Source organism: Phenylobacterium sp. P4_E10 (assembly GCF_056401675.1).
Genome location: NZ_JBFUIW010000001.1, coordinates 24,147 through 47,874, shown reverse-complemented (window position 1 = coordinate 47,874; position 23,728 = coordinate 24,147). Strand labels below are relative to the sequence as shown.

At 67.4% G+C, this 23,728-nt stretch carries 18 protein-coding genes; 5 read left to right on the top strand and 13 right to left on the bottom strand.

Annotated features, from left to right (window positions below; genetic code table 11):
- Positions 1 to 3: 3 nt before the first annotated feature.
- Both gltB and AC1DQJ_RS00245 read right to left on the bottom strand, forming a co-directional pair.
- Positions 4 to 4,647, bottom strand: coding sequence for a glutamate synthase large subunit (gene gltB, locus AC1DQJ_RS00250; RefSeq protein ID WP_477599095.1), 4,644 nt, complete (start codon positions 4,645 to 4,647; stop codon positions 4 to 6).
- Positions 4,648 to 4,787: 140 nt separating this feature from the next.
- On the bottom strand, positions 4,788 to 5,933 hold the full coding sequence (locus AC1DQJ_RS00245) for an L-lactate dehydrogenase (RefSeq protein WP_477599094.1): 1,146 nt from the start codon (positions 5,931 to 5,933) through the stop codon (positions 4,788 to 4,790).
- A 61-nt stretch (positions 5,934 to 5,994) separates the two neighbouring features.
- Between AC1DQJ_RS00245 and AC1DQJ_RS00240 the strand changes: the two genes are divergently transcribed.
- Positions 5,995 to 6,366, top strand: coding sequence for a DUF423 domain-containing protein (locus AC1DQJ_RS00240; protein ID WP_477599092.1), 372 nt, complete (start codon positions 5,995 to 5,997; stop codon positions 6,364 to 6,366).
- Here AC1DQJ_RS00240 and AC1DQJ_RS00235 read toward each other — a convergent pair.
- Entirely contained in the window at positions 6,357 to 7,568 is a 1,212-nt protein-coding gene (locus tag AC1DQJ_RS00235; RefSeq protein ID WP_477599090.1) for a multidrug effflux MFS transporter, read from the bottom strand. The two genes, AC1DQJ_RS00240 and AC1DQJ_RS00235, sit on opposite strands and share 10 nt — an antisense overlap.
- A gap of 78 nt (positions 7,569 to 7,646) precedes the next feature.
- On the opposite strand from AC1DQJ_RS00235, the gene AC1DQJ_RS00230 reads away from it, so the two are divergent.
- Positions 7,647 to 8,630 (top strand): alpha/beta fold hydrolase, encoded by a 984-nt coding sequence (locus tag AC1DQJ_RS00230; protein ID WP_477599088.1) that lies wholly within the window; start codon positions 7,647 to 7,649, stop codon positions 8,628 to 8,630.
- 10 nt (positions 8,631 to 8,640) lie between these two features.
- A complete protein-coding gene (gene pip / locus AC1DQJ_RS00225) occupies positions 8,641 to 9,633 on the top strand; it encodes a prolyl aminopeptidase (protein WP_477599086.1) in 993 nt (330 codons plus the stop codon).
- A gap of 21 nt (positions 9,634 to 9,654) precedes the next feature.
- Here the strand turns inward: pip and rodA are convergent, their stop codons facing one another.
- The 6 genes from rodA to AC1DQJ_RS00195 form a co-directional block, all read right to left on the bottom strand.
- Positions 9,655 to 10,809 (bottom strand): rod shape-determining protein RodA, encoded by a 1,155-nt coding sequence (gene rodA / locus AC1DQJ_RS00220; protein ID WP_477599084.1) that lies wholly within the window; start codon positions 10,807 to 10,809, stop codon positions 9,655 to 9,657.
- Complete coding sequence (gene mrdA, locus AC1DQJ_RS00215; RefSeq protein WP_477599082.1) at positions 10,806 to 12,791, bottom strand: penicillin-binding protein 2; 1,986 nt, start codon at positions 12,789 to 12,791, stop codon at positions 10,806 to 10,808. Before mrdA ends, rodA begins: the two co-directional genes overlap by 4 nt.
- A 7-nt stretch (positions 12,792 to 12,798) precedes the next feature.
- A complete protein-coding gene (locus AC1DQJ_RS00210) occupies positions 12,799 to 13,308 on the bottom strand; it encodes a hypothetical protein (protein WP_477599080.1) in 510 nt (169 codons plus the stop codon).
- The gene (gene mreC / locus AC1DQJ_RS00205; RefSeq protein WP_477599078.1) at positions 13,309 to 14,478 is read right to left on the bottom strand and encodes a rod shape-determining protein MreC; all 1,170 of its coding nucleotides are present in this window, start codon (positions 14,476 to 14,478) and stop codon (positions 13,309 to 13,311) included.
- A 63-nt stretch (positions 14,479 to 14,541) separates the two neighbouring features.
- The gene (locus AC1DQJ_RS00200; protein WP_056020526.1) at positions 14,542 to 15,585 is read right to left on the bottom strand and encodes a rod shape-determining protein; all 1,044 of its coding nucleotides are present in this window, start codon (positions 15,583 to 15,585) and stop codon (positions 14,542 to 14,544) included.
- A gap of 228 nt (positions 15,586 to 15,813) precedes the next feature.
- The gene (locus tag AC1DQJ_RS00195; RefSeq protein WP_477599076.1) at positions 15,814 to 17,241 is read right to left on the bottom strand and encodes a sensor histidine kinase; all 1,428 of its coding nucleotides are present in this window, start codon (positions 17,239 to 17,241) and stop codon (positions 15,814 to 15,816) included.
- Between the two features lie 184 nt (positions 17,242 to 17,425).
- Between AC1DQJ_RS00195 and AC1DQJ_RS00190 the strand changes: the two genes are divergently transcribed.
- Positions 17,426 to 18,952 (top strand): ABC-F family ATP-binding cassette domain-containing protein, encoded by a 1,527-nt coding sequence (locus AC1DQJ_RS00190; protein ID WP_477599075.1) that lies wholly within the window; start codon positions 17,426 to 17,428, stop codon positions 18,950 to 18,952.
- A 32-nt stretch (positions 18,953 to 18,984) separates the two neighbouring features.
- The gene (locus tag AC1DQJ_RS00185; protein WP_477599073.1) at positions 18,985 to 19,338 is read left to right on the top strand and encodes a hypothetical protein; all 354 of its coding nucleotides are present in this window, start codon (positions 18,985 to 18,987) and stop codon (positions 19,336 to 19,338) included.
- Positions 19,339 to 19,342: 4 nt separating this feature from the next.
- On the opposite strand, the gene modA is transcribed toward AC1DQJ_RS00185, so the two are convergent.
- The 4 genes from modA to AC1DQJ_RS00165 all read right to left on the bottom strand — a co-directional run bounded on the left by modA (position 19,343) and on the right by AC1DQJ_RS00165 (position 23,530).
- Entirely contained in the window at positions 19,343 to 20,110 is a 768-nt protein-coding gene (gene modA / locus AC1DQJ_RS00180) for a molybdate ABC transporter substrate-binding protein (protein WP_477599071.1), read from the bottom strand.
- Positions 20,111 to 20,118: 8 nt separating this feature from the next.
- The gene (locus AC1DQJ_RS00175) at positions 20,119 to 20,910 is read right to left on the bottom strand and encodes a TOBE domain-containing protein (RefSeq protein WP_477599069.1); all 792 of its coding nucleotides are present in this window, start codon (positions 20,908 to 20,910) and stop codon (positions 20,119 to 20,121) included.
- 60 nt (positions 20,911 to 20,970) lie between these two features.
- Positions 20,971 to 21,849 (bottom strand): EamA family transporter, encoded by an 879-nt coding sequence (locus tag AC1DQJ_RS00170; protein WP_477599067.1) that lies wholly within the window; start codon positions 21,847 to 21,849, stop codon positions 20,971 to 20,973.
- A gap of 103 nt (positions 21,850 to 21,952) precedes the next feature.
- Positions 21,953 to 23,530 (bottom strand): 2-isopropylmalate synthase, encoded by a 1,578-nt coding sequence (locus AC1DQJ_RS00165; RefSeq protein ID WP_477599065.1) that lies wholly within the window; start codon positions 23,528 to 23,530, stop codon positions 21,953 to 21,955.
- Positions 23,531 to 23,728: the final 198 nt, after the last annotated feature.

The window sequence follows — 23,728 nt, the reverse complement described above, 5'->3', positions numbered from 1 at the left end:
ACCCTATTCCGCCGCGACGGCCGCAGCCGCCTGGCGTTCCGCGGCCATGTCCAACAGGGCGCGGCGATAATCCTTAGGCATGACCTTCACGAACGAGGTCAGGGCCTGGTCCCAGTTTTCGAGAATCTCGCGGGCGCGCGCCGACCCCGTATAGAGCAGGTGCCGCTCGATCAGGATGCGCAGGCGCTCGGCGTCGAACCGCAGCACGTCGCCCATGCCGTTGTTCTCGACCGACAGCGAGCGCTGGCTCGGGCGGAACGGCTCGTCCTCGCGGGTCGCCGGGCCGGCCGGCTCGACCTTTTCCAGGTCGACCATCGCCTTGTTGCAGAGAACGTCGAAGCGGCCCGCCGGGTCGTAGACATAGGCCACGCCGCCGGACATGCCGGCCGCGAAGTTGCGGCCGGTGTCGCCCAGCACCACCACCACGCCGCCGGTCATGTACTCGCAGCCGTGGTCGCCCACGCCCTCGACCACCGTCACGGCGCCGGAATTGCGGACGGCGAAACGCTCGCCGGCCACGCCCTGGATGTAGGCCTCGCCCGCGATGGCGCCGTAGAGCACCGTGTTGCCCGCGATGATGTTCTGGGTCGGGTCGCGGTTGGCCTCGGGAGGCTGGCGCACCACCACGCGGCCGCCGGAGAGACCCTTGCCGACATAGTCGTTGCCGTCGCCGGTCAGCTCCAGCGTCACGCCGCGGGCCGCGAAGGCGCCGAAGCTCTGGCCGGCCTGGCCGCGGAACTTGATGGCGATGGTGTCTTCCGGCAGGCCGGCGTGGCCGTAGCGCTTGGCCACCTCGCCCGACAGCATGGCGCCGGCGGTGCGGTTGATGTTCTTGATCGCGTACTCGAGCAGGACCGGTTCGCCCTTCTCCAGCGCCGGCGCGGCGTCGGCGATCAGGGTGTTGTCCAGCGCCTTGCCCAGGCCATGGTCCTGACGGTCCATGTTCCACAGGCCCTTGGCCCCTTCCGGCGCCGCCGCATAGAGCAGCTTCGACAGATCGACGCCATCGGCCTTCCAGTGGTCGACCACGTCGCGGGCGTTGAGGCGGTCGACGCGGCCGACCATCTCATTGACCGTCCGGAAGCCCAGCGAGGCCATGATCTCGCGCAGCTCTTCGGCCACGAAGAAGAAGTAGTTGATCACGTGCTCGGGCTGGCCGGTGAAGCGCGCGCGCAGCACCGGGTCCTGGGTCGCCACGCCCACCGGGCAGGTGTTCAGGTGGCACTTGCGCATCATGATGCAGCCGGCGGCGATCAGCGGCGCCGTGGCGAAGCCGAACTCGTCGGCGCCCAGCAGGGCGGCGATGGCCACGTCGCGGCCGGTCCGCAGGCCGCCGTCCGCCTGAACCGCCACGCGGGTGCGCAGGCCGTTCAGCAGCAGGGTCTGCTGGGTCTCGGCCAGCCCGATCTCCCATGGCGAGCCCGCATGGGTCAGCGAGGTCAGCGGCGAAGCGCCGGTGCCGCCTTCGAAGCCGGAGATGGTGATGTGGTCCGCGCGGGCCTTCGCCACGCCAGCCGCAACCGTGCCGACCCCGACTTCCGAGACCAGCTTCACGGAGATGCGGGCCTTCTGGTTGACGTTCTTCAGGTCGTGGATCAGCTGGGCCAGATCCTCGATCGAATAGATGTCGTGGTGCGGCGGCGGGCTGATGAGGCCCACGCCCGGCGTCGAGTGACGGACGCGGGCGATGTTCTTGTCGACCTTGTGGCCGGGCAGCTGGCCGCCCTCCCCGGGCTTGGCGCCCTGGGCCATCTTGATCTGGATGTCGTCGGCGTTGACCAGGTACTCGGCGGTGACGCCGAACCGGCCCGAAGCCACCTGTTTGATGGCCGAACGCATCGAGTCGCCGTTCGGCAGCGGCTTGAAGCGGTCGGATTCTTCGCCGCCCTCGCCGGTGTTGGAGCGGCCGCCGATGCGGTTCATGGCCACGGCCAGCGTGGTGTGGGCCTCACGGCTGATCGAGCCGAAGCTCATCGCGCCGGTGGCAAAGCGCTTGACGATCTCGCTGGCCGGTTCGACGTCGTCGATCGGCACCGGGGTCTGATCGAAGTTGAAGCGCATCAGACCGCGGATGGTCAGCAGGCGCTCGGATTGCTCGTTGATGGTCTCGGCGAAGGCCCGGTACTCGTCCGAGCGGCCGCCGCGGACGGCGTGCTGCAGCTTGGAGACCGACTCCGGCGTCCAGGCGTGCTGTTCGCCGCGCAGGCGGAAGGCGTAGCTGCCGCCGACGTCCAGCATGGAGGCGTAGATCGGGTTGTCGCCGTAGGCGTCGCGGTGACGACGCACGGATTCCTCGGCGATCTGCGGCAGGCTGATGCCTTCGATGGTGGTCGCGGTGCCGGTGAAGTACTTCTCGATCAGCTCCGACGACAGGCCGACGGCGTCGAAGATCTGGGCGCCGCAATAGGACTGGTAGGTCGAGATACCCATCTTGGACATGACCTTCAGAATGCCCTTGCCCACCGCCTTGATGTAGTTCTTGCGGACGTCATAGGCCGACAGCGTGATGCCTTGGCGCACGCGCAGGGCTTCCAGGGTCTCGAACGCCAGATAGGGGTTCACCGCCTCGGCGCCGTAGCCGGCCAGGACGCAGAAGTGGTGCACTTCACGCGCTTCGCCGGTCTCGATGACCAGGCCGGTCTGCATGCGCAGGCCCTGGCGGATCAGGTGGTGGTGCACGGCCGCGGTGGCCAGCGCCGCCGGGATCGGGATGCGGTCGGAACTGACGCGGCGATCCGACAGGATCAGGATGTTCTTGTCGGCCAGGACGTTTTCGGTGGCCTCGCGGCACAGCCGGTCCAGTGCGCGCTCCAGGCCCGCCGCGCCTTCGTCGGCCGCCCAGGTGGTGTCGATGGTGGCGGTGCGGAACGAGCCGTCCAGCAGCTCGCTGATCGACCGGATCTTGCTGAGGTCCTCGTTGGTGAGGATCGGCTGCGAGACTTCCAGGCGCTTGTGGGTGCCGGCGTGGCGACCGAGCAGGTTCGGGCGCGGGCCGATCATCGACACCAGGCTCATGACCAGTTCCTCGCGGATCGGATCGATCGGCGGGTTCGTCACCTGGGCGAAGTTCTGCTTGAAGTACTCATAGAGCAGCTTCGAGCGCTGGGAGAGCACGGCGATCGGCGTGTCCGCGCCCATCGAGCCGATCGGGTCGTCGCCGGTGACGGCCATCGGCTCCAGGAAGAACTGCTCGTCCTCCTGGGTGTAGCCGAACGCCTGCTGGCGATCGAGCAGTTGGGCCGCGTCGTTCGACAGCGCCTCGTTGAAGGCGATTTCCGGCAGCTCTTCGAGCTTGAACTGGGTGTTGCGCAGCCAGTCGGCATAGGGCTCGGCCTCGGACAGGGAGCGCTTGATCTCCTCGTCCTCGATGATCCGGCCTTCTTCCATGTCGATCAGCAGCATCTTGCCGGGCTGCAGGCGCCACTTGCGGACGATGCGCTCTTCCGGAACCGTCAGCACGCCGACTTCCGAGGCCATGATCACATGGTCCTGGTCGGTGATGATGAAGCGGGCCGGACGCAGGCCGTTGCGGTCGAGGGTCGCGCCGATCTGGCGGCCGTCGGTGAAGGCCACCGCGGCCGGGCCGTCCCACGGCTCCATCAGGGCGGCGTGGTATTCGTAGAACGCCTTGCGCTCGGCGTTCATCAGCGGATTGCCGGCCCAGGCTTCCGGGATCAGCATCATGACCGCGTGGGCCAGCGGGTAGCCGCCGGCGACCAGCAGCTCGAGCGCGTTGTCGAGGCAGGCGGTGTCCGACTGACCGTGCGGGATCAGCGGCCACATCTTGTTGAGGTCCGGCCCCAGCAGGTCGCTTTCCAGCGTGCGGCGGCGGGCGTTCATCCAGTTCACGTTGCCGCGGACGGTGTTGATCTCGCCGTTGTGGGCGATGAACCGGTACGGGTGCGCGAGTTTCCAGGACGGGAAGGTGTTGGTCGAGAACCGCTGGTGAACCAGGGCCAGGGCGGACTCGCAGCGTTCGTCCAGCAGGTCCTGGTAGAAGGTGCCGACCTGATCGGCCAGCAGCAGGCCCTTGTAGACCACGGTGCGCGTCGAGAACGACGGCAGGTAGAGCTGGGTCAGGCCCGGCAGGTTCTTCTTGACGGCCAGGTCGGCCAGCGGGTTCTGCAGCTGCTTGCGGACGGTCAGCAGCTTGCGCTCGAAGGCGTCCTGATCCTTCACGTTGGGACCGCGGCCGACGATGGCCTGACGGATCACCGGCATCTCGGCGAGCACCGCTTCGCCCAGACCGTCAGTGTTGGTCGGCACGTCGCGCCAGGCGATGAAGGTCTGCCCCTCCACCTTCAGGAAGTGCTCGAACTGGCTGACCGCCACATCGCGCGCGGCCTCGTCGCGCGGCAGGAAGCACATGGCGACCGCATACTCGCCCGGCGGCGGCAGATTCACGCCTTCCTTGGCGGCCCAGTCGCGCAGCAGGCCATCCGGAATCTGAATCAGAATCCCGGCCCCGTCGCCCACCAGCGGATCGGCGCCGACGGCGCCGCGGTGATCCAGGTTGATCAGGATCTCCAGGCCGGCAGTCACAACCTCATGCGATTTGCGGCCTTTGATATTGGCCACAAAACCCACACCGCACGCGTCGTGTTCATTGCGCGGGTCGTAAAGACCTTGCCGTTCCGGAGCTCCCATGGGGACACCTCGCTCTCAACTCACAGGCGCGCGATCAGACGGCCTTGGGAGACCGTTGTTGCGCGCAAATTCGGCGGGCATTTACCCGGCAAGATCAGCCCTTGTCGATGGGCCTGAGCGCGGGAATTTGAAAAGATTTTCTACGGTGCGACGTCTAGTAGCAACTTATCAGCCGTTCTCGCCGATTTACACCCCGTCAGCACCATGGCGGTCGCCAGCTCCGAACGCAGGGTTCCGAGCATTTTGGATATCATCGGTCGGCCTCCTGCGCCCAGGGCGTAGGCCCAGGGACGGCCGACGAAGCAGGCCTTGGCCCCGAGACTCAGCGCCTTCAGCACGTCCAGGCCGGATCGCACGCCGCCGTCCATGAAGACTTCAAGGTCGTCGCCGACCGCGTCGACCACCGCCGGCAGGGCCGAGATCGAGGAGCGCACGCCGTCGAGTTGCCGCCCCCCGTGGTTGGAGACGACCAGGCCCTGCGCGCCGGCCTTCACCGCATCGCGGGCGTCGTCAGGATCGAGCACGCCCTTGATGACGATCGGGCCGTCCCAGATCTCGCGCACGAAGTCGAGGTCGGCCCAGGTGACGGAGCGGTCGAAGTTGCGGGCAATCCAGCTCAGGAAGTCGTTGACCCGCTTGCCCTCGGTCACCGCGCTCTGGACGTTGCCGAGCGTATGGGGCTTGCCCTTGGCGTAGACGTCCCAGGACCATTCGAGGTGGGTCGCGCCCTGCCAGAGGGTGTTGAGCGCGCCGGAGATCCCGCTGGAGCCGGAAAAGCCGGACCGCACGTCGCGATAGCGCGAGCCCGGCAGCGGCAGATCGACGGTGAACACCAGCACCGGGCAGCCGGCCGCCTTGGCCCGCGCCAGCAGCTCGCGCATGTAGCCGCGGTCCTTGAGCATGTAGAGCTGGAACCAGGGCGGCGTTCCGGTGGCGGCGACCTCCTCGACCGAGCAGACCCCGACGGTGGAGAGGCAGAACGGAATGCCGGCCTCGGCGGCGGCGGCGGCGGCCTGCGCCTCGCCGCGACGGGCGTACATCCCGGCCATTCCGACTGGCGACAACCCCAGCGGCATGGCCGTCTTCTGGCCGAACACCTCCACCGACATGTCGAGCTGGGTCATGTCGCGCATCACGCGCTGGCGAAGGGCGATGGCTTCCAGGTCGGCGACGTTCCGCCCGAGCGTCACCTCGGCGTAGGACCCGCCGTCGATATACTCGAAGAACATGGGCGGCAGGCGCCGACGCGCCAGTTCGCGATAGTCCGAGACCGATACCGGCTTCATAGCGCCCTCCCCTGTTCGGCTATTGGTAGCGGCGCAGCGCCGGACTCGCTAGGCAAAGGGCATGACCAAGCTTGCTCCCTGGATGTTCGCGGCCGCCGTCGGCGGCTTCCTGGCCGTGGCCTTCGGGGCCTTCGCCGCCCATGGCCTGAGCGATCCCAAGGCCAAGGAGTGGATGCACACCGGCGCGACCTACGCCTTCATGCATGTGCTCGCGGTGTTCGCCGCCGCCTTCCTCGCGGCGCAGGGAAAGCCGCGCGCCCGGCTGGCGCCGCCGCTGTTCCTGGCCGGGGTGGCGATCTTCTCGGGCTCGCTGTTCGCCATGGCGCTCGGCGCGCCGCGCTGGTTCGGCGCGATCACGCCGATCGGCGGGACCCTGTTCCTGGCCGGCTGGGCGGTGCTGGCCTGGGCCAGCCTGCAGAAGCCTCAGGCCTGAGCGTCCTTCGGCAGGGCCAGCTTGCGCAGGGCCAGCGCCGAGCCGATCAGCGCCAGCATCATGACGATGGCCATCGGCCGCGGCGTGCCGTCGTGGAAGGCGCCGGCCAGGCTGGCGGCCAGGGCCCCGACCCCGAACGAGGCCGCCCCCATCAGCGCCGAGATCGAGCCTGAGCGCTTGGGATCGACGTTCAGCGCCCCGGCCATGGTGTTGCCCTGCATGAAGCCGTAGCTGGCCAGCAGCACGAACAGCAGCGGCAGCACACTCCAGCGCTCGCCAAAGCCGGTGACCGCCGCCAGGGCCAGGGCGACCGAGGCCATGACAGCGACGGAGCTGGAGCGGGCCAGGACCTGGTCGGGGGTGCGGGTGCGCAGCAGGATGCGGTTGACCTGGCTGGCGCCGATCACCCCCGCTGCGTTGAGTCCGAACACCCAGCCGAAGTGCTGTGGCGAGATCCCGTAGGCGCCGATCAGCAGGCCCGGCGAGGCCGAGATATAGGTGAAGAGGGTCGCGCCATTGAGCGCCCCGGCCAGGGCGTAGCCGACCAGGCGGGGCTGGCGCAGCAGGGCCAGATAGGCGGCGAGCGGGCTCTCCGAGGCGGCTTGCGCCGCGGTCTCGGCCGAGCGGCTCTCCTTCAGCCACAGCAGGGTCGCCGCGCCGCAGGCGAGCCCGAAGCCGGTCAGCACCCAGAAGTTCAACCGCCAGCCGCCGAGCGCCAGCAGCGCGCCGCCGAGGATCGGGGCCAGGATCGGCGCCAGGCCCATGATCAGGGTCAGCAGCGACAACATCCGCGCCGTCTCGGTGTGGTTGAAGCGGTCGCGGACCACCGCCCGGGCGACCACGCCGCCGGCGCAGCCGCCTAATGCCTGCACGAACCGCGAGGCGATCAGCATCTCCGGCGAGGTGGCCAGCGCGCAGGCGACCGAGGCGGCGATATAGATCGCAACCCCGACCAGGATCGGGCCGCGGCGGCCGAACCGGTCCGAAGCTGGGCCGTAGAAGAACTGGCCGATGGCCATGCCGGCGAAGAACGCCGCCACCGTCGCCTGGGTCTGGGCGGCGCTGGCCTTCAGGTCCGCTCCAATCGCCGGCAGGCTTGGCAGGTACATGTCGATCGACATCGGCGCGAAGGCGGTCAGCGCCCCCAGCAGGATCACCAAACCCCAGGGGATGCGCGTGTCGTCGATTCGATTGTCGGTCATCGCTCGGCTTCTAACCCTTGCTTTCCGTGCAAGGAACCCTGCCAAGCTCCGCCTCAAAGAGCAGAGAGGAACCCCAGCATGTCGTCCGCCCTCGCCCGCCAGATGCCTCCGGTGAAGCACGCCCAGGTCAACGGGATCGACATGGCCTACTACGAGGTCGGGCCGCGCAAGGGCGTGCCGCTGATCTTCTGCCACGGCTTCCCCGAGCTCGCCTTCTCCTGGCGCCACCAGCTCAAGGCCTGCGAGGAAGCCGGCGTCTGGGCCATCGCCCCGGACCAGCGCGGCTACGGCCTCAGCGGGCGCCCTGATCCTGTCTCCGATTACGACATGGAGCACCTGACCGGCGACCTCGTCGGCCTCCTCGATCACCTCGGCGTCGAGAAGGCCGTGTTCTGCGGGCACGACTGGGGCGGCATCGTCGTCTGGCAACTGCCGCTGATACACCCCGACCGCGTCGCCGGTGTCATCGGCCTCAACACCCCCTTCATGCGCCGCGCGCCGCTCGATCCGATCGAGGGCATGCGCAAGGTGTTCGGCGAGGACATGTACATCGTCTGGTTCCAGAAGCCGGCGATCGCCGACGCGGCCCTGGCGGCCGATGTCGACAAGACCATGCGCTTCTTCATGCGCAAGCCGGCCGCCGTCGAGCAGGCCGCGGCCCCGGAGGCCGGCGGCTCGACCTTCGCGTTCGGAGACGCGCTCAAGGCCTGGGATAAATCCGACACCTCCAACCAGCTGCTCAGCCCCGATGAGCTGGCGGCCTTCGTCGAGACCTTTGAGGCGACAGGCTTCACCGGCGGCATCAACTGGTACCGAAACTTCACCCGCAACTGGGAGCGATCGGCCGACCTGCCCACGCGGATCGACGGGATCCCGTGCCTGATGATCATGGCCGAGAAGGACGTGGTCCTCTCCCCGGCCATGGCCGATGGCATGGAAGAGGTCATTTCCGACCTGGAGAAGGCGCTGATCAAGGAATCCGGCCACTGGACGCAGCAGGAAAAGCCGGAGGAAGTGAACCGCCTCATCCTGGACTGGATGGATCGCCGCTTCCCGAAGTAGACTGCGCGGGATGGAACGAAACACCCCGCCGCTCAGCGTCTCCACCACCGCGCACCGCAAGGGGCTGTTTCCCGAGAACGAGCCGTATGGCTACGGCTGGCTGGCGACCGGCGGCCCGCACGAGATCTTCTATGAGGAGTGCGGCAATCCGAACGGCAAGCCGTGCGTCATCCTGCATGGCGGGCCGGGCGGGGCGATCAACCCGACCATGCGGCGGTTCTTCAATCCGGCGAAGTGGCGGATGGCGCTGTTTGACCAGCGCGGCTGCGGCAAGTCGCGGCCCAACGCCAGCCTGGACGACAACACTACCTGGTCGCTGATCGAGGACATCGAGCGGCTTCGCATCCATCTCGGTGTCGAGAAATGGACGGTGTTTGGCGGCTCCTGGGGTTCGACCCTGGCGCTGGCCTACGCCATCACCCATCCGCACCGCGTCGAGGCGCTGGTGCTGCGCGGCATCTTCCTTCTGACCCAGCGCGAGCTGCGCTGGTTCTACCAGGACGGCGCTTCTATGCTGTTCCCTGACGCTTGGCAGCGGTTCTGCGCGCCGATCCCGGAGGCGGAGCGCGGCGACATGATGGCCGCCTACCACAAGCGGCTGACCCACACCGACCGCCGCATCCAGGCCGAGGCCGCTGCGGCCTGGAGCCAATGGGAAGGAGACACCATCTCGATCCGCGGGCCCGAAGCACGGCCATCGAAGTTCAACGAGATCGACTTCGCCATCGCCTTCGCGCGGATCGAGTGCCATTTCTTCGCCAATGGCGGCTTCTTCAAGGAAGACGGCTGGATCCTGAAAAATATCGACAAGATCCGCGGCATTCCTGGCTGGATCGTCCAGGGTCGGTTCGACGTGGTCACGCCGATGGACAGCGCGTGGCGGCTGAAGAACGCCTGGCCCGAGGCCAATTTCGACATCGTCTGGGACGCGGGACACGCCTCGACCGAGCCGGGGATCGTCGATGGACTTGTCCGCGCGACGGATCAGGCGCTGAAGCTCTGACGGCAAGTTTCCTGCCGGCGCTTACATCAACGAGCCCTTGCCGCTGGTGACTTCCGAGTAGCGGTGCACGCGAACGGCCTGGACCAGGCCAAAGCCGATCATCACGGTCAGCATGACGGTGCCGCCGTAGGACAAGAGCGGCATCGGCACCCCGACCACTGGCGCCAGGCCCATGACCATCCCGCCGTTGATCAGCACATAGAGGGCGAAGGTCGCCGTCGTGCCGGCCGCCGACAGACGTCCGAAGTGCGAGTGCGCGAGCGCCGAAGTCCGCAGCGCCATGAAGATCACGACAGCATAGAGGAACAAGATCGAGAAGCAGCCGAGGAAGCCGAACTCCTCAGCCAAGGTGGCGAAGATGAAATCAGTCTGCTTCTCGGGAAGGAAGTTCAGCTGGCTTTGCGAGCCCAGGCCATAGCCCTTGCCGAAGAAGCCGCCCGAGCCCAAGGCAATCTTGGACTGCAAGATGTGGTAGCCCGAGCCGGACGGATCGCTTTCAGGGTCGAGGAACGTCAGCACCCGTTTGCGCTGATAGTCGTGCAGCACGAACATCACGATCGGCGGGATCGACAGCAAAAAGGCCGTGAGCCCCGCAGCGATGATCCGCCAGGAGAGCCCGGCCAGGACGACGATGGCCCCGCCGGTCATGGCGATCAGCATGGCCGTGCCCAAGTCGGGCTGGTGCATGACCAGCAGCACCGGGGCGGCGATCATGGCGGCGGGCGCCAGCAGCCACCAGGACAGCCGCGCGTCGTCGGCCGATATCCCGTGATAGAAGCGCGCCAGGGCCAGCACGATGCCCAGCTTCATGATTTCGGAGGGCTGAAAACTAAACGGGCCCAGCGCCAGCCACCTCTGCGCGCCCATCCGCACATCACCTATCGCCTCGACCGCGACCAGCAGCAGCAGGCCGATCCCGTAGATCGGATAGGCCAAGGCGGACCAGATCCGCAGGTCGATCATCGCTAGCCCGATCATCAGGGCGAAGCAGAGCCCAAAGCGGATCAGGTGCTTGGCAGCCCATGGCTCCCACGACGACCCGGCGATGGAGAACATCATCAGGGCGCCAGCCCCGGCGATCAGGCAGAGAGCCAGTGCGAAGAGCCAGTCGATCTCGCTGAGCTTGACGATCAGGCGATCGCGCTCGCCTGGGCGCGTCAGGGCGCTGACGGTCATGTCGGGCCTCCGGTCGGGACGATCGGCGCAGGCGTGACGACCGGGGCCTCAGGCGCGGCGCCCTCGACCTCGACGTCCTGCGGCACTTCCGGCAACGGCAAGGGCGTCTCGATGCGCGAACGCAGTTCGGGGTCCTTCAGCAGGGCCACGCGCATCACCTCGCGCGCACGCGGCGCGGCGGCGGTCGCACCGCCCATGCCGCCATGCTCGATGATCACCGACAAGGCGTAGCGCGGGTCGTCGTAGGGTGCGAAGGCGACGAACAGGTTGTGGTCCTTCAGCCGCCAGGTGACGCCGACGCTGCTTCGCGACGCCAGGCCCGCATAGCTGCGGACCTGGGCCGTCCCGGTCTTGCCGGCCATCTTGATGTCGCCCAGGCCAAGCTGGCTCTGGCGATAGGCGGTACCGCTGGTGTCGTTCGCCACCGCCTCCATGCCGCCGCGGACATAGGCGAGGTGTTCGGCCGAGAACGGCAGGTCCGGCGCGGCGTCGCCCTTAGGCATCTCCACGCCGCCGACCGACTTGATGAGGCGGGGATTGAGCGCCCTTTTTCCGTTGGCCAGCCGTGCGGTCATGACCGCCAACTGCAGGGCGTTGACCGCCAAATAGCCCTGGCCGATGCCGTAGCTGACGGAGTCGCCTGGCTGCCAGACCGGTTCGCGCTTCACCGCCTTGCGCTTCCATTCGCGCGAACCGACGACGCCCTTCTTCTGGCCGGGGATACCAATGTCAAAGGTCTGGCCGAAGCCCATGGCGTGCGCGGCGCGGGCGATGGGATCGGGGCCAATCTTCAGCGCCGTCTGGTAGAAATAGATGTCGCAGGAGTTCTTGATGGCGTCGTGCATGTTCTGCGAGCCGTGCCCGCCATGCTTCCAGCACCGCCAGGTGCGGCCGCCCCAGTACCACCCGCCCGAACAATTGACCCGGATCTCCGGATCAATGCCCGCCTGCAACGCCGCCAGGGCGACAGTCGGCTTGAAGGTCGAGCCGGGCGGATAGGTCCCGGTCATCACCTTGTCGAGCAGCGGCTTGCGCTCGTACTGGGCCAGCGCCCGGTACTCCGGCCCCGAGAGGCCGCGAACGAACCTGTTGGCGTCGAAGCTTGGCGCGGAGGCCATGCACAGCAGGTCGCCGGTGCGGCAATCCATGACCACAATAGCGCCGCTCTCGTCGCCCATCACCTCGAGCGCGCGGTTCTGAACGTCGACGTCCAGGGTAAGCTGAATGGTCTTGCCCGGCGTCGGCGGAATGTCGCCAGCCTCGTCCTGGCGCACTTCGCGGCCGTTGGCGTCGACCTCCACCTTGCGCGCGCCAGGCTTCCCCCGCAGATCGAGATCGAAGGCCTTTTCAACGCCTTGGCGTCCGATCCGGAAGCCAGGGTGCAGCAGGATCGGGTCGGAGTTCGGCCCGGTCGGCGTCAGGTCTTCCTTGTTGACCTTGGCCACGTAGCCAATGACATGGGCGAAGGCTCCACCATGCGGATAGACCCGCACCTCGCCCATGTCGGCGGTGACGCCCGGCAACTCCGGCGCGCGGATGTTGATCGCCGAGAACTCCTCCCAGCTCATGTCCTCGGCCACCGAGACCGGCACCCGCTTGGGTGTCTGCTTGATGTCGCGGATCAGACGCAACTGCCGCGCCTCGTCCAGCGGAACGAAGGTCGAGAGCGTCTTCAGCGTCGCCGGGATATCGAGGTCTTCTTCTCGCGACACCAGTAGCCGGAAGTTCGGGCGGTTGGAGGCCAGGATGGCCCCGTTGCGGTCAATCACCAGACCGCGCGGCGGCGGCACCAGGCGGAAGTTGAACTGGTTCGAGGCCGAGAGCTTCTCGTATCGCTGGGTCTCGATGATCTGCAGGTGCGCCAGGCGCGCGCCAAGGGCGGCGAGGCCGACCCCGGCGAAACCGCCCATGAGGAACATCCGGCGGTGGAAGACCCCCTGCCGTTCATTCACCTCGGAGAAGAAGATCGACGGCTCGGCCATCGTGATCCTAGCGGAAGCGCACGTCTGCATCCTCGAACCGGTCGATCAGCAGATGCGCGAAGGGAAACAATATGATTGTGGCGAGGAATTGCCACGTGACGGCCACGGGACTTGCTGTCGCATGCGCCCCGACCATCGTGAACAGGAAGGCTGCGCCCATGGCCAGGCCGGTGGCGGCGGCGTACCAGGCCCACATGACGGGGAAGCTCTGTCCCGCCATCATGCTGCGACCGACCAGGGCCGCACCGTAGACCAGCAGCAGCGACAGCGCCCAAAGGCCCAGCGGGGCGCCCCAGATGATGTCGAGGAACAGCCCCATCAGCAGGACCGCGATCGGCGCCAGCATGGACGGACGGATCACCGCCCAGGCGAAGGCCGGGACCATCGGGAAAATCGGCTCGGGCATGCCCAGGCCGAAGACCCGGAAGGGCAGCGACAACAGGACGGTCAGGATCAGGCACTGGACCAGCGGAACCCCGATCCAGCGCCACGGGGCCAAGGGGCGCGCGCCGGCCATCTAGAGCGGCGCCTGCGGCGGCGGAGTGGTCTCGGGCTGCGGCGGCGCAGGCGTCGAGGCGGCCGGCCGTTGCGGCGCCGCCTTCTGAACAGGCGACCTTGCGGGCGGAGGCTTGGGCGCGGTCTGCGCAGGCGCTCCAGCGGCCGAACGCGGCGCAGCAGGCCGCACGGCCGCCGCGCCGCCCGGGGCGGCGGTCACAGTGCTCACGGCCGGAGCCGACGGAGCACGCGCGACTGGCGAGGCCGGAACCACGCCGACGGTTGGCGGGGGGCTGGCCGGCGGCGGCACCGGCATCTTGTCCAGCTCTGCGGCAGCGGCAGCCGACAGCTGCGCGAAGTCCTGAAACAGCATGACCTGAACGAAATCGACGGGAGCGGCGTCCGAGGCCAGGACCGCGCGCCAACGACCGTCCAATCCCTTGACCGCCACGCCGACCGGCAAGCCGCGCGGCAGCACGCCGCCGTCGCCTGAGGTCACAATACGGTCGCCCTGCTTCACCGGGTCCTGGCCGCGCAGATATTCGAGCCGCGGATTGGGCCCGCCGTCGCCGGCCAGGATGGCGCGGGCGTTGGTGCGGTCGATCATCACCGGCGTTCGCGAGGCGATGTCGGTGAGCAGCAGGATACGGCTCGCGCCATCGGTGACGCCGATGATCCGGCCGACTACCCCGTTCTCGCTCATCACCGGATTGCCGGTCTTGATGCCCTTTTCCTTGCCCGCGTTGGCAAGCCGGGTGTTGGAGAACGGGCCTCGCGCCTCGCTGACCGTACGAGCCGCGACCATCGGGATCGGCGGGTCGGTCTTCAGGCCCAGCAGCGCCTTGTAGCGGTCATTGGTGTCGCGCAGCGCCATGGCGGTCACCTGCCACTGGCGCGCCTGCTTCAGCTCTTCCTTGAGCTCACGGTTCTCGGAGGCTGCGAAGAAGTAGCCGCGGACGCCGCTGACGCCGTCGCTGATCCACCGGCCGGGGGTCGCCAGCACTCCGGTGACCGGCGCGGCGATGGCGTCGCCCATCTTGCGGGACGCGCCGTAGGCTTCGGTCTGGAAGGTCTCGCGACGATCCGACAGCAGCAGCACGAATGCGACCACCATAGCCACGATGAGGGCTACCCCGGCTGTCCAAGCCAGGGGGACCTTCAGCTCGCCGAACGGATTCTCACGAAGAGCCACCTGAACTTGCTCGCCCTAAAGGCGCAGCCTGGAGAATCGCCCCCAGGCCGCGACTCGCGAATTCTACGCCAGGGTGGACTCCAGAACGCCCTTCATCCACTTCGGATGTTCGAGCACCTTGCCGCAGCCCAGAGCCACGCAGGAGAGCGGGTCGTCGGCCACCGTCACCGGCAGGCCGGTGTGGTCGCGGATCTCGGCGTCCAGGCCGCGGAGCAGCGCACCGCCGCCGGTGAGCATGATGCCCTTGTCGGCGATGTCGGAGGCCAGTTCCGGCGGAGTGGCTTCCAGCGCCATTTTCACGGCATCGACGATCTGACCGACCGGCTCGGCCAGCGAGTCCGAAGCCTGCTTCTCGCTGATCCGCACTTCACGCGGCACGCCCTGCATCAGGTCGCGGCCCTTGACCTCGATCGAGAGGCCCTCGCCATCGGCCGGAGCGCGGGCGGTGCCGATCTCCTTCTTGATGCGCTCGGCGGTGGTTTCGCCGATCAGGAGGTTATGGTTGCGGCGCATGTAGCTGATGATCGCCTCATCCATCTTGTCGCCGCCGACGCGGACCGAGCGCGAATAGACGATGCCCGAGAGCGAGAGGACGGCCACTTCGGTCGTGCCGCCGCCGATGTCGACGACCATGGAGCCGGTCGGCTCATGGATTGGCAGGCCGGCCCCGATCGCCGCAGCCATCGGCTCGTCGATCAGGCCCACGCGACGACCGCCAGCGTTGAGGCAGCTGTCGTTGATGGCGCGGCGCTCCACCGCGGTCGCGCCCGACGGCACGCACACGATGACCTTGGGGTTCACGAAGCCCTTACGGTTGTGAACCTTGCGGATGAAATACTTGATCATCTCCTCGGCGACTTCGAAGTCGGCGATGACGCCATCGCGCATGGGGCGGATCGCCTCCATGTGCCCGGGAGTACGGCCAAGCATCTGCTTGGCTTCGATGCCAACCGCGTGGACGACCTTACGGCCGCCGACGTTGCGGAGAGCGACCACCGACGGTTCGTTCAGAACAATGCCTTTGCCCTTCATGTAGATGAGGGTGTTGGCGGTGCCGAGGTCGATGGCGATGTCGTTAGAGATAGCGCCGAAGAGGGACGAGATCATGCAGGGCCCGGGGGAGAAGCGGAATTGGGGGTATGCGAAGCCCAGGCTGCCGACGCTTAGTTTCGAAACTCGAAACGCCAGGCGGCGTCAGCCTCCGCTTGCAGGACAGAAGGTCCGTGTGCCCTGCCAGTAAGTTGATTTCAAGGCTTAATGACACGTCTGTGGTTTCGCGTCGCACGTGTGAAGGGCGACTTGCCTGACTGAACAGTCGAACGATTGGGAAACGGATCAAACCGCTGCCGGAATCGGGGCGGAAATACGGCAGATCAACCCCGCTTCCGAGAAATCGAAATTCACCTGTCCGGCGAGTTCACGCTCGACCGCCCGTCGAATGAAGCGCAGGCCAAATCCGCGCTGGGGCGAGGCGCGGCATGCGGGACCGCCAGCCTCGCGCCATTCGACCAACAAGGACTCCCCGTCCCGCTTCCAGATCAAAGTCAACCTGCCGCCGGGCATCGACAGCGCGCCGTGCTTAGCCGCGTTGGTCGCCAACTCGTGCAGGATCATCGCGAAGGTGACCGAGGCGCGAGTCGAAAGCTGGAGTGACGGCCCCTCCCAGACGACCGCCTCGCCGCCATAGGGCGCGAGGATGCCTTGGACGATGTCGCAGAGGTCGGCGGCCTCCCAGCTGCGCTCGGCTAGGCGATTGTGCGCGCCGGACAGGGCCATGAGCCGCGCTTCGAACGCCTTACGCATGTTCGCCGGGTCGCCGGCGTCATGGAAGCTGTGCGCAGCTAGCGACTGCACCGTCGCCAGGGTGTTCTTCACCCGGTGGTTCAGCTCGTCCAACAGGGTCTTCTGCAGGTCCTCGGCGCGTTTGCGGTCGGTGATGTCGACCAGCATGTTGATGGCGCCGAACACCTCGCCGTCCGAGCCGATCAGCGGGGTCGGATAGGCCAGGAACGCGCCTCGGCTACCGTCCGGTCGTTCGAAGATGGCCTCCGCCCCGACGATCTGGCGCTTTTCCTTGATGGCCACCGCCATCGGGCACTGCGCGAGGGGCAGCGGCGCGCCATTCGGCTGGTAGAGCTTGAAGGCCCCGCACCATTGATCGACGCCGATCTTCGGCTCGCGTCCCCAGAGGGCGGCCGCGGCGGGGTTGAAGCTCAACACCACACCCTTCGCGTTCGTCTGATAGACAGCGATAGGCGAGGCGTCGACAACCCGACGCGACCAGGTCTGGCGAGTGCGCAGCATGTCGCGCACCTGACGCAGCTCGGTGATGTCCTGAAGGCAGTTGACCGCCCCGATCAGGGAGCCGCCGGCATCGAACAGCGGCTCGGCATTGGCCAACAGATGGGTCCGCCGCCCGCTACTCTGGGCGATGATCACCTCGCGGTCCTTCACCGGCGCGCCGGTGGCGAGCGCCTCTGAGATGGGCGACTGGTTCGCCGCCATGGCCGCGCCGTCTGCGTGATAGGCCCGATAGAAGGGAACGTCGCCGGCGCCGGCTGGCGGCCGGTCGCCCCACAACTCGATGGCGCGGGCGTTGTAGAAGACGACGCGCCCCTTGCGATCGCAGACATAGACGCCCAACGGCATCCGCGCCGCCATGCCGCCCCAGTCCCGGAAGGCCTGTTGCAGCAGGCTCCGAGCCGCGGAGGAGCGGCCGACCACGTCAGCCTCGCCCATCTGCGCCTCGGTGGTGCCACCCATGTCGCTTAAGCTCACCCATGCCCGCCTCAAATCACGACGGCGATCCGATTGTTCCGTCGAGTCGGTCGCATTGACGACTCTGCTGTGGATGAGTGTCGCATTCCTGTTACAGCCTGAGGCGGCGCCCGGGACTACAAAGGCCCGCTTGAAGATCGCCGCTATGGCCAAGTCCGCGTGAACCGAGATGTCATCCCGTCAGGCCGTACTAGGCGTCGAGAACGCCAGCTTCTTTTACGGTTCGAACCGCGTCTTCGAAGGCGTCAGCTTCCAGCTGGACGACGCCCGCACGGCCCTGGTCGGCGAAAACGGGGCTGGCAAGTCCACCCTGCTGAAGTGCCTGCTTGGCGGGCTGGAGCTCAACGACGGCCAGATCGTCCGCTCCCGCGGCCTGAAGATCGGCTATGTGCCGCAGGAGGTCCCGGACGGCCTCGGCGACAAGACCGTCCGCGAGGTGCTCGAGGCCGCCCTCCCCCACAACGACGGTTCCGAAGACTGGAAGGTCGACGTCCTGCTGGACGAAATCGGGGTCAGCTACGAGACCTCGCAACAGACCTTCGGCTCGCTCAGCGGCGGCTGGCAGCGGCTACTGCTGATCGCGGCGGCGGCGCGGCTCACCGAGCCGGACCTCCTGATCCTCGACGAGCCGACCAACCACCTCGACCTGTCGAACATCAACATGCTGGAGACCTGGCTCGAGCAGGACGACCGGCTGCCGATGCTGATCGTCAGCCACGACCGCGAGTTCCTGCAGCGGACGACGACCCGCACGCTGTTCCTGCGGGCCGACGGCGCGCACAGCTTCCGAACGCCCTTCGTCGAAGCCCGCGAAGCGCTGCTGCAGCGGGACGCCGCCGACGCGGTGCGCCGCCAGGTGGAAAGCAGGGAGATCGAGCGCCTGCAGAAGGTGGTCGCCCGCTATCGTGTCTGGGGCGTCAAGAACGACAAGTTCCACAAGCGCGCCAAGGCCACAGAGAAACGGATCGAGCGCATCGAGGCCGAGCGGACCAGCACGTATTCCGCCCGTGATCGGCGGTTGGAACTCCACGATGGCGAAATGGACGCCAAGGTCGCTCTGCGGATCCGCGACTACGCAGTGACCACGCCGGACGGCTCGCGCAAGCTGTTCTCGATCGATCGCCTGAGCGTGGCTGCCGGCGACCGCGTCGCCCTGCTCGGCGTTAACGGCGCGGGCAAGTCGATGCTGCTCTCGGCCCTGGCCGCCGCCTTCGATCCCGAGCGCGAACACTATGACGGCCAGGCGCCGCTGCGGTTCAATCCGCAGAGCCGGTTGGCCTATTTCGACCAGAAGCTGGCCGACCTGCCGCTCAAACAGAGCCTGCTGGACTATGTCTGCGCGGCAGAGGGCGCGACCAACCGTGACGCCAACGCCCTGCTGGCCAAGGCAGGATTCCCTTATGTCCGGATCAAGGGACCGATCGGCGATCTCAGCCACGGCGAGCGCGCGCGGCTGGTGTTCCTGCGGATGAAGCTGGGGCGGCCGAACCTCTACCTGCTGGACGAACCGACCAACCACCTGGACATCGAGGGCCAGGAGGACCTGGAAGCGCAGTTGGACGGCGCGGACAGCGCCTGCATCTTCGTCTCGCACGACCGCTACTTCACGCGCAGCGCCGCCACCCGGTTCCTCGAGATCCGCAAGGGCCGACTGATCGAGGTGGACGGGCCGGAGGAGTTCTTCTCGGCCCAATAGGCGCAGGGGACGAAGCGCACTAGGTAGGGCCGATGCAGAAAACCCTCACCTGGGCCGCGCGCATCGGCCTGATCGGCGTCCTTGCCGTCTGCCTTCAGGGTGCGCTCGATCCGCTCTACGACGCCCGCAAGTGGGCGCCGCCACCAGACGCCGTGATGCACGTCATCTATGGCTACCTGCTGACCCTGACCTGCATTCTGGCGCTGCCAAAGGTGCGACCCATGCTGATCGGCGGCTTTTTCCTGGCGCTCGGCGTGGGGCTCGAGGCGCTGCAGGCCTTCCACATCGTCTCGGGCACTTTCCAGCTGAAGGACCTGGCCTCCAACGTCGCCGGGGTCCTGGCCGCGCTGGCGCCGCTGGCCATCACCCGGCGCAAGGCACGCTAAGCCGCTAGCGCTTGGCCGGCAGCACCACGAAGCCGTACTTGCGGAAGATCGCCGCAGCCTTGGGGCCGCTCATGTAAGCGAGGAACTTCGCGGCATCCGGGTTCTGCGAACTGGCCACTACGGCGGCCGGATAGACGATTGGCGGATGGGTGTTGTCGGGGAACAGGCCGACGATCCGCACCTTCGGCTCCACCTTGGCGTCGGTGTCGTAGACGATGCCCAGCGGGCTCTCGCCGCGGGCGACGTACTGCAGGGCCGAACGGACGTTCTCCGCCTGGGCGAGCTTGCCCGAAACGCTGTCCCAGACGCCGAGGTTGGTCAGCGATGCCTTGGCGTACTTGCCGGCCGGCACGTCCGGACCGGCCACCGCTAAGCGGCCGTCACCAAGCGTCTTGGCCAGCGGCATACCGCGGCCGACCTTGATCGCCACCTTGGAGTCGGCCGGCGCGATAAGGGCCAGTTTGTTGGTCAGCAGGTCGCGGCGGCTGGCCGGGACGATCAGCCTGCGCTCCGCCAGATAGTTCATCCAGTCGCTGTCGGCGGAGATGTAGACGTCGGCCGGCGCGCCTTGCTCGATCTGGCGAGCGATGGCCGACGAGGCCGCGTAGGAGAAGCGCGCCTCGCCGCCACCCTTGGCGTATTCCGCGCCGACCTCGTCGAGGGCGTTCTTCAGCGAAGCGGCGGCGAAGACGGTGACCGGCGCGGCATACGCCGCAGTGGCCATCAGCGAGGCGGCAAAGATCGCGGCGATCCAGCGAAGCAGTTTTTTCATCGGCGTTCCTATTCGACAGCCAGGATCACGTGCGGCGCCTTGATCAAGGCCAGGACCAGATCGCCGACGTTCAGCGCCATGGCTTCGGCGCTCTCCCTGGTGATGGTCGCCGTCAGGGTCTTGCCGTCGGCCAGCGAGAGGGTGATCTCGCTGCTCACCGCGCCGTCCTCCCGGGCGACCAGGGCGCCGCGCAGCTGATTGCGAGCGGAGGTCAACAGCCCCTCGCCTTTGGCCAGCACGACGAAGCTGGACTTGATCAGCGCCACTGCCGGCTTGCCGACCGCCAGGCCCAGGTCCTCGACGCTCTGTCGGGTGACGACCGATATGATCTCGACGCCGGGGGCCACCTGCAGCGCGACCTCGGAGTTCACAGCCCCTTCGGTCACACGGCTGACGACGCCGCGAAGGGCGTTACGCGCGCTGGTCTTCATGCCAAGGCTCCAGAACAGCCCCCCGAGATCTCCGCTCTCCATCCGCGCCTCGAGCCGCGCCAGGGCTTCACCCAGCTCGGCCTGTACTTGCTGGAACGCGGCCATCACCGCCCGCCCGCGCTCTGTCACGGCGGCCGTTCCACCGCCGCGGCCGCCTGGCTGGGCGTCAATCAGGGGCGCGTCGAAGAGGTTGTTCAGCGCCTGCACCCCGTCCCAGGCGCCCTTGTAGCTAAGGCCCAACCGCTTGGCCGCGGCGCTGATCGAGCCGAGCTCCGCCACTGCTTCGAGCAGCGCGATGCGTTCCGCGCCGACGCGACTGCCGCCGCGCCTCAGAAAGATTGCCGCATCCAGATGGCCGTCGGCGCTCATGCTCGGACCTCGTTATGAAGTTAAACTTCATAACGAGACTCTTCGATCAAGCAAGGCTGCTCAGCCGAGCGCGGTCATCACCACACCGAGCGCGGTCGCCACCCCGCCGGCCATCTGGCGCATCGTGAGCTTCTCCTTGAACAGCCGCCGGCCCGCGGCGGCGGCGATCGGGGCCTCGATCACGCCGACCGCGCGTACGGCGCCGGCTGGGGCCATGGCCAAGGCGGCGAACCAGCAGGCCGAGCCGGCCGCGCCGAAGAAGCCCGCGCCCAGCGATTGCCGCCAGGACGCCGCGACCGCCCGCAGCGAGGCCGGACGCGTCGTCGCCAAGAAGGTGAGCAGGCCGATCGACTGGAGGGTCTGGGCGACACAGACCGAGGCGGTTGCGGCGAACAGCGGGTGCATAGGATCAAGAGCGACCCCGGCCTGGCGGTAGGCGTTGAGCGTGACCCCGAACGCCAGACCCGACGCCAAGCCGAACAGCGCTCCGTGCGCCGAGCCCTTCTCCGCCCCGGCCTTCGGCCAGGAGAGGACCGCCAGGCCGGCCGTGGTGGCGGCGACGCCCGCCCAGGCCTGGAAGCTGAGATGGTCGCCAAACGCCACGCCCATCAGCGCGGCGAGCGGCAGCGACGATTGCTGCATGAAGGTCGCCACCGCGAAGCCGGAGCGACGCATGGCCACCAGCAGCGCGGCCGTAGCCGCGACCTGACCGGCCGCGCCCGCGGCCACAGCAGCCGCGAAACGCCCGGTGAAATGCGGGTCTGCGCCGGGCGTCGCCAGGGCGACTACGCCGAAGATGGTCAGCGCGAACGGCAAGCCGAAAAGGAAGCGCACCAAGGTCGCCCCCCAGGGGCCCGCGTCGCCCACCAGGCCGCGTTGCAGCGCGTTGCGCGCCACCTGCAGCGGCGCAGCCGCCGCTGTCAGCAAGATCCAGAGCATTGGATAAGGTCCCACTCACCCCGCGCACGCGAGGTTTCAGGCTGCCGCGCAGCCTGTCGAAATGTCGAGAAATATCCCCGCCGAAGCGGGGACAAGCGGGAACTTAGAAGCCGCTGGCGATCGCGTCGGGCGCGCTTTTTTCCTTGCGGGCAAAGAGATTATTGAGCGCGTTGACATAGGCCTTGGCCGAGGCGGTCAGGGTGTCGGTGTCAGCGGCCTGGCCGGTCGCGATGCGGCCTTCCTCCTCGAGACGCACCGAAACTTGAGCCTGGGCGTCGGTGCCCTCGGTCACCGCGTGCACCTGGAACAGGCGCAGGATCGCGGTGTGAGGCACCACCTCGTGGATGGCGTTGAACACCGCATCGACCGGACCGTCGCCGGTGGCGGTCGCTGCGCGCTCCTCGCCGTCGACCGTCACGGTCAGGGTGGCTTCCTGCGGACCGTCGGTGCCGGCGATCACGCGCAGGTGCTTGACCTGGATACGGTCCGCGCCCGAGGCCAGGGCGTCGTCGACCAGGGCGATGATGTCGTCGTCGAAGACGTGCTTCTTCTTGTCGGCCAGGTCCTTGAAGCGCTGGAAGGCCTCGTTCAGGGCGTTCTGGCCCAGCTCGTAGCCCAGTTCCTTCAGCTTCTCGCGGAATCCGGCGCGGCCGGCATGCTTGCCCATGACCAGGTTCGAGGCGCCCTGGCCGACCGTCTCCGGGCTCATGATTTCGTAGGTGCCGCGGTCCTTCAGCATCCCGTCCTGGTGAATGCCGCTCTCGTGGGCGAAGGCGTTCTTGCCGACGATCGCCTTGTTGAACTGAACCGGGAACCCGGTGATCGCCGAGACGTAGCGGCTGGCGCGGGTGATGTGCTGGGTCTCGACGGCCGTGTGGTAGGGCAGCGCGTCGCCGCGGACCTTCAGGGCCATGACGACTTCTTCCAGCGCCGCGTTGCCGGCGCGCTCGCCGATACCGTTGATCGCGACCTCGACCTGGCGGGCCCCGCCCTGCACGCCGGCCAGGCTGTTGGCGACGGCCAGGCCCAGGTCGTTGTGGCAGTGGGTGGAGAAGATCACCGCGTCGGCGCCGGGGACATTCTCGATCAGATCTCGGAAAATATCAGCGTATTCCGACGGATAGGTGTAGCCGACGGTGTCAGGGATGTTGATCGTCTGGGCGCCGGCCTTGATCGCCGCCTCGACGCAGCGGCGCAGGAACTCCTGCTCGGTGCGGGTGGCGTCCTGAGCCGACCACTCCACGTCGCCGCACAGATTGCGGGCCAGGCCGACCGACTTGGTGATCATTTCCAGGATGTCTTCCTGGCTGGCCTTCAGGATGTGGTCGCGGTGGCTGGGGCTGGTCGACAGGAAGGTATGGATGCGGCCGCGCTTGGCCGGGCGGATCGCCTCGGCGCAACGCTCGATATCGACCATGCCGGCCCGGGCCAGGCCGCAGATCGTGCTCTCGGTTACGATCTTCGAGATCTCGCGCACCGCTTCGAAATCCCCATTGGAAGCAATGGGAAAGCCGGCCTCGATCACGTCGACGCGCATGTCTTCGAGGATCTTCGACAGCTCCAGCTTTTCTTCCAAGGACATGGAAGCGCCGGGCGACTGCTCGCCGTCCCGCATGGTGGTGTCGAAGACGATCACGCGATCACGAGAATCGCGGGTGGTGGATTGGGTGACTTGGGTCATTTGCGAACTCTTTTCGCGGGCATTCTGATGGGGCGGGCGACGGGTGATTTGTCCCCTGAGCGCCCGGCCGCGGAGTCGCGCAGCCTAAAGGGTCGCCCAGGGGCGGCTAAGCCCCAGACCAAGAAGAAGCTGGCAGGTTTGCTGCGAACGCATGTCGCGGTCTTACAGAAACCCTCCCGGGGCCGCAAGACTATTGCG

What these genes read in the sequence shown, in the direction of transcription:
- AC1DQJ_RS00190 (WP_477599075.1), top strand. Translation starts at nt 17,426, where the DNA reads ATGTCATCCCGTCAGGCCGTACTAGGCGTCGAGAACGCCAGCTTCTTT.
- AC1DQJ_RS00165 (WP_477599065.1), bottom strand. Translation starts at nt 23,530, where the DNA reads ATGACCCAAGTCACCCAATCCACCACCCGCGATTCTCGTGATCGCGTG.
- modA (WP_477599071.1), bottom strand. Translation starts at nt 20,110, where the DNA reads ATGAAAAAACTGCTTCGCTGGATCGCCGCGATCTTTGCCGCCTCGCTG.
- AC1DQJ_RS00240 (WP_477599092.1), top strand. Translation starts at nt 5,995, where the DNA reads ATGACCAAGCTTGCTCCCTGGATGTTCGCGGCCGCCGTCGGCGGCTTC.
- AC1DQJ_RS00175 (WP_477599069.1), bottom strand. Translation starts at nt 20,910, where the DNA reads ATGAGCGCCGACGGCCATCTGGATGCGGCAATCTTTCTGAGGCGCGGC.
- pip (WP_477599086.1), top strand. Translation starts at nt 8,641, where the DNA reads ATGGAACGAAACACCCCGCCGCTCAGCGTCTCCACCACCGCGCACCGC.
- AC1DQJ_RS00170 (WP_477599067.1), bottom strand. Translation starts at nt 21,849, where the DNA reads ATGCTCTGGATCTTGCTGACAGCGGCGGCTGCGCCGCTGCAGGTGGCG.
- AC1DQJ_RS00245 (WP_477599094.1), bottom strand. Translation starts at nt 5,933, where the DNA reads ATGAAGCCGGTATCGGTCTCGGACTATCGCGAACTGGCGCGTCGGCGC.
- AC1DQJ_RS00235 (WP_477599090.1), bottom strand. Translation starts at nt 7,568, where the DNA reads ATGACCGACAATCGAATCGACGACACGCGCATCCCCTGGGGTTTGGTG.
- rodA (WP_477599084.1), bottom strand. Translation starts at nt 10,809, where the DNA reads ATGACCGTCAGCGCCCTGACGCGCCCAGGCGAGCGCGATCGCCTGATC.
- AC1DQJ_RS00195 (WP_477599076.1), bottom strand. Translation starts at nt 17,241, where the DNA reads ATGGGTGGCACCACCGAGGCGCAGATGGGCGAGGCTGACGTGGTCGGC.
- AC1DQJ_RS00185 (WP_477599073.1), top strand. Translation starts at nt 18,985, where the DNA reads ATGCAGAAAACCCTCACCTGGGCCGCGCGCATCGGCCTGATCGGCGTC.
- mrdA (WP_477599082.1), bottom strand. Translation starts at nt 12,791, where the DNA reads ATGGCCGAGCCGTCGATCTTCTTCTCCGAGGTGAATGAACGGCAGGGG.
- AC1DQJ_RS00230 (WP_477599088.1), top strand. Translation starts at nt 7,647, where the DNA reads ATGTCGTCCGCCCTCGCCCGCCAGATGCCTCCGGTGAAGCACGCCCAG.
- gltB (WP_477599095.1), bottom strand. Translation starts at nt 4,647, where the DNA reads ATGGGAGCTCCGGAACGGCAAGGTCTTTACGACCCGCGCAATGAACAC.
- AC1DQJ_RS00200 (WP_056020526.1), bottom strand. Translation starts at nt 15,585, where the DNA reads ATGATCTCGTCCCTCTTCGGCGCTATCTCTAACGACATCGCCATCGAC.
- AC1DQJ_RS00210 (WP_477599080.1), bottom strand. Translation starts at nt 13,308, where the DNA reads ATGGCCGGCGCGCGCCCCTTGGCCCCGTGGCGCTGGATCGGGGTTCCG.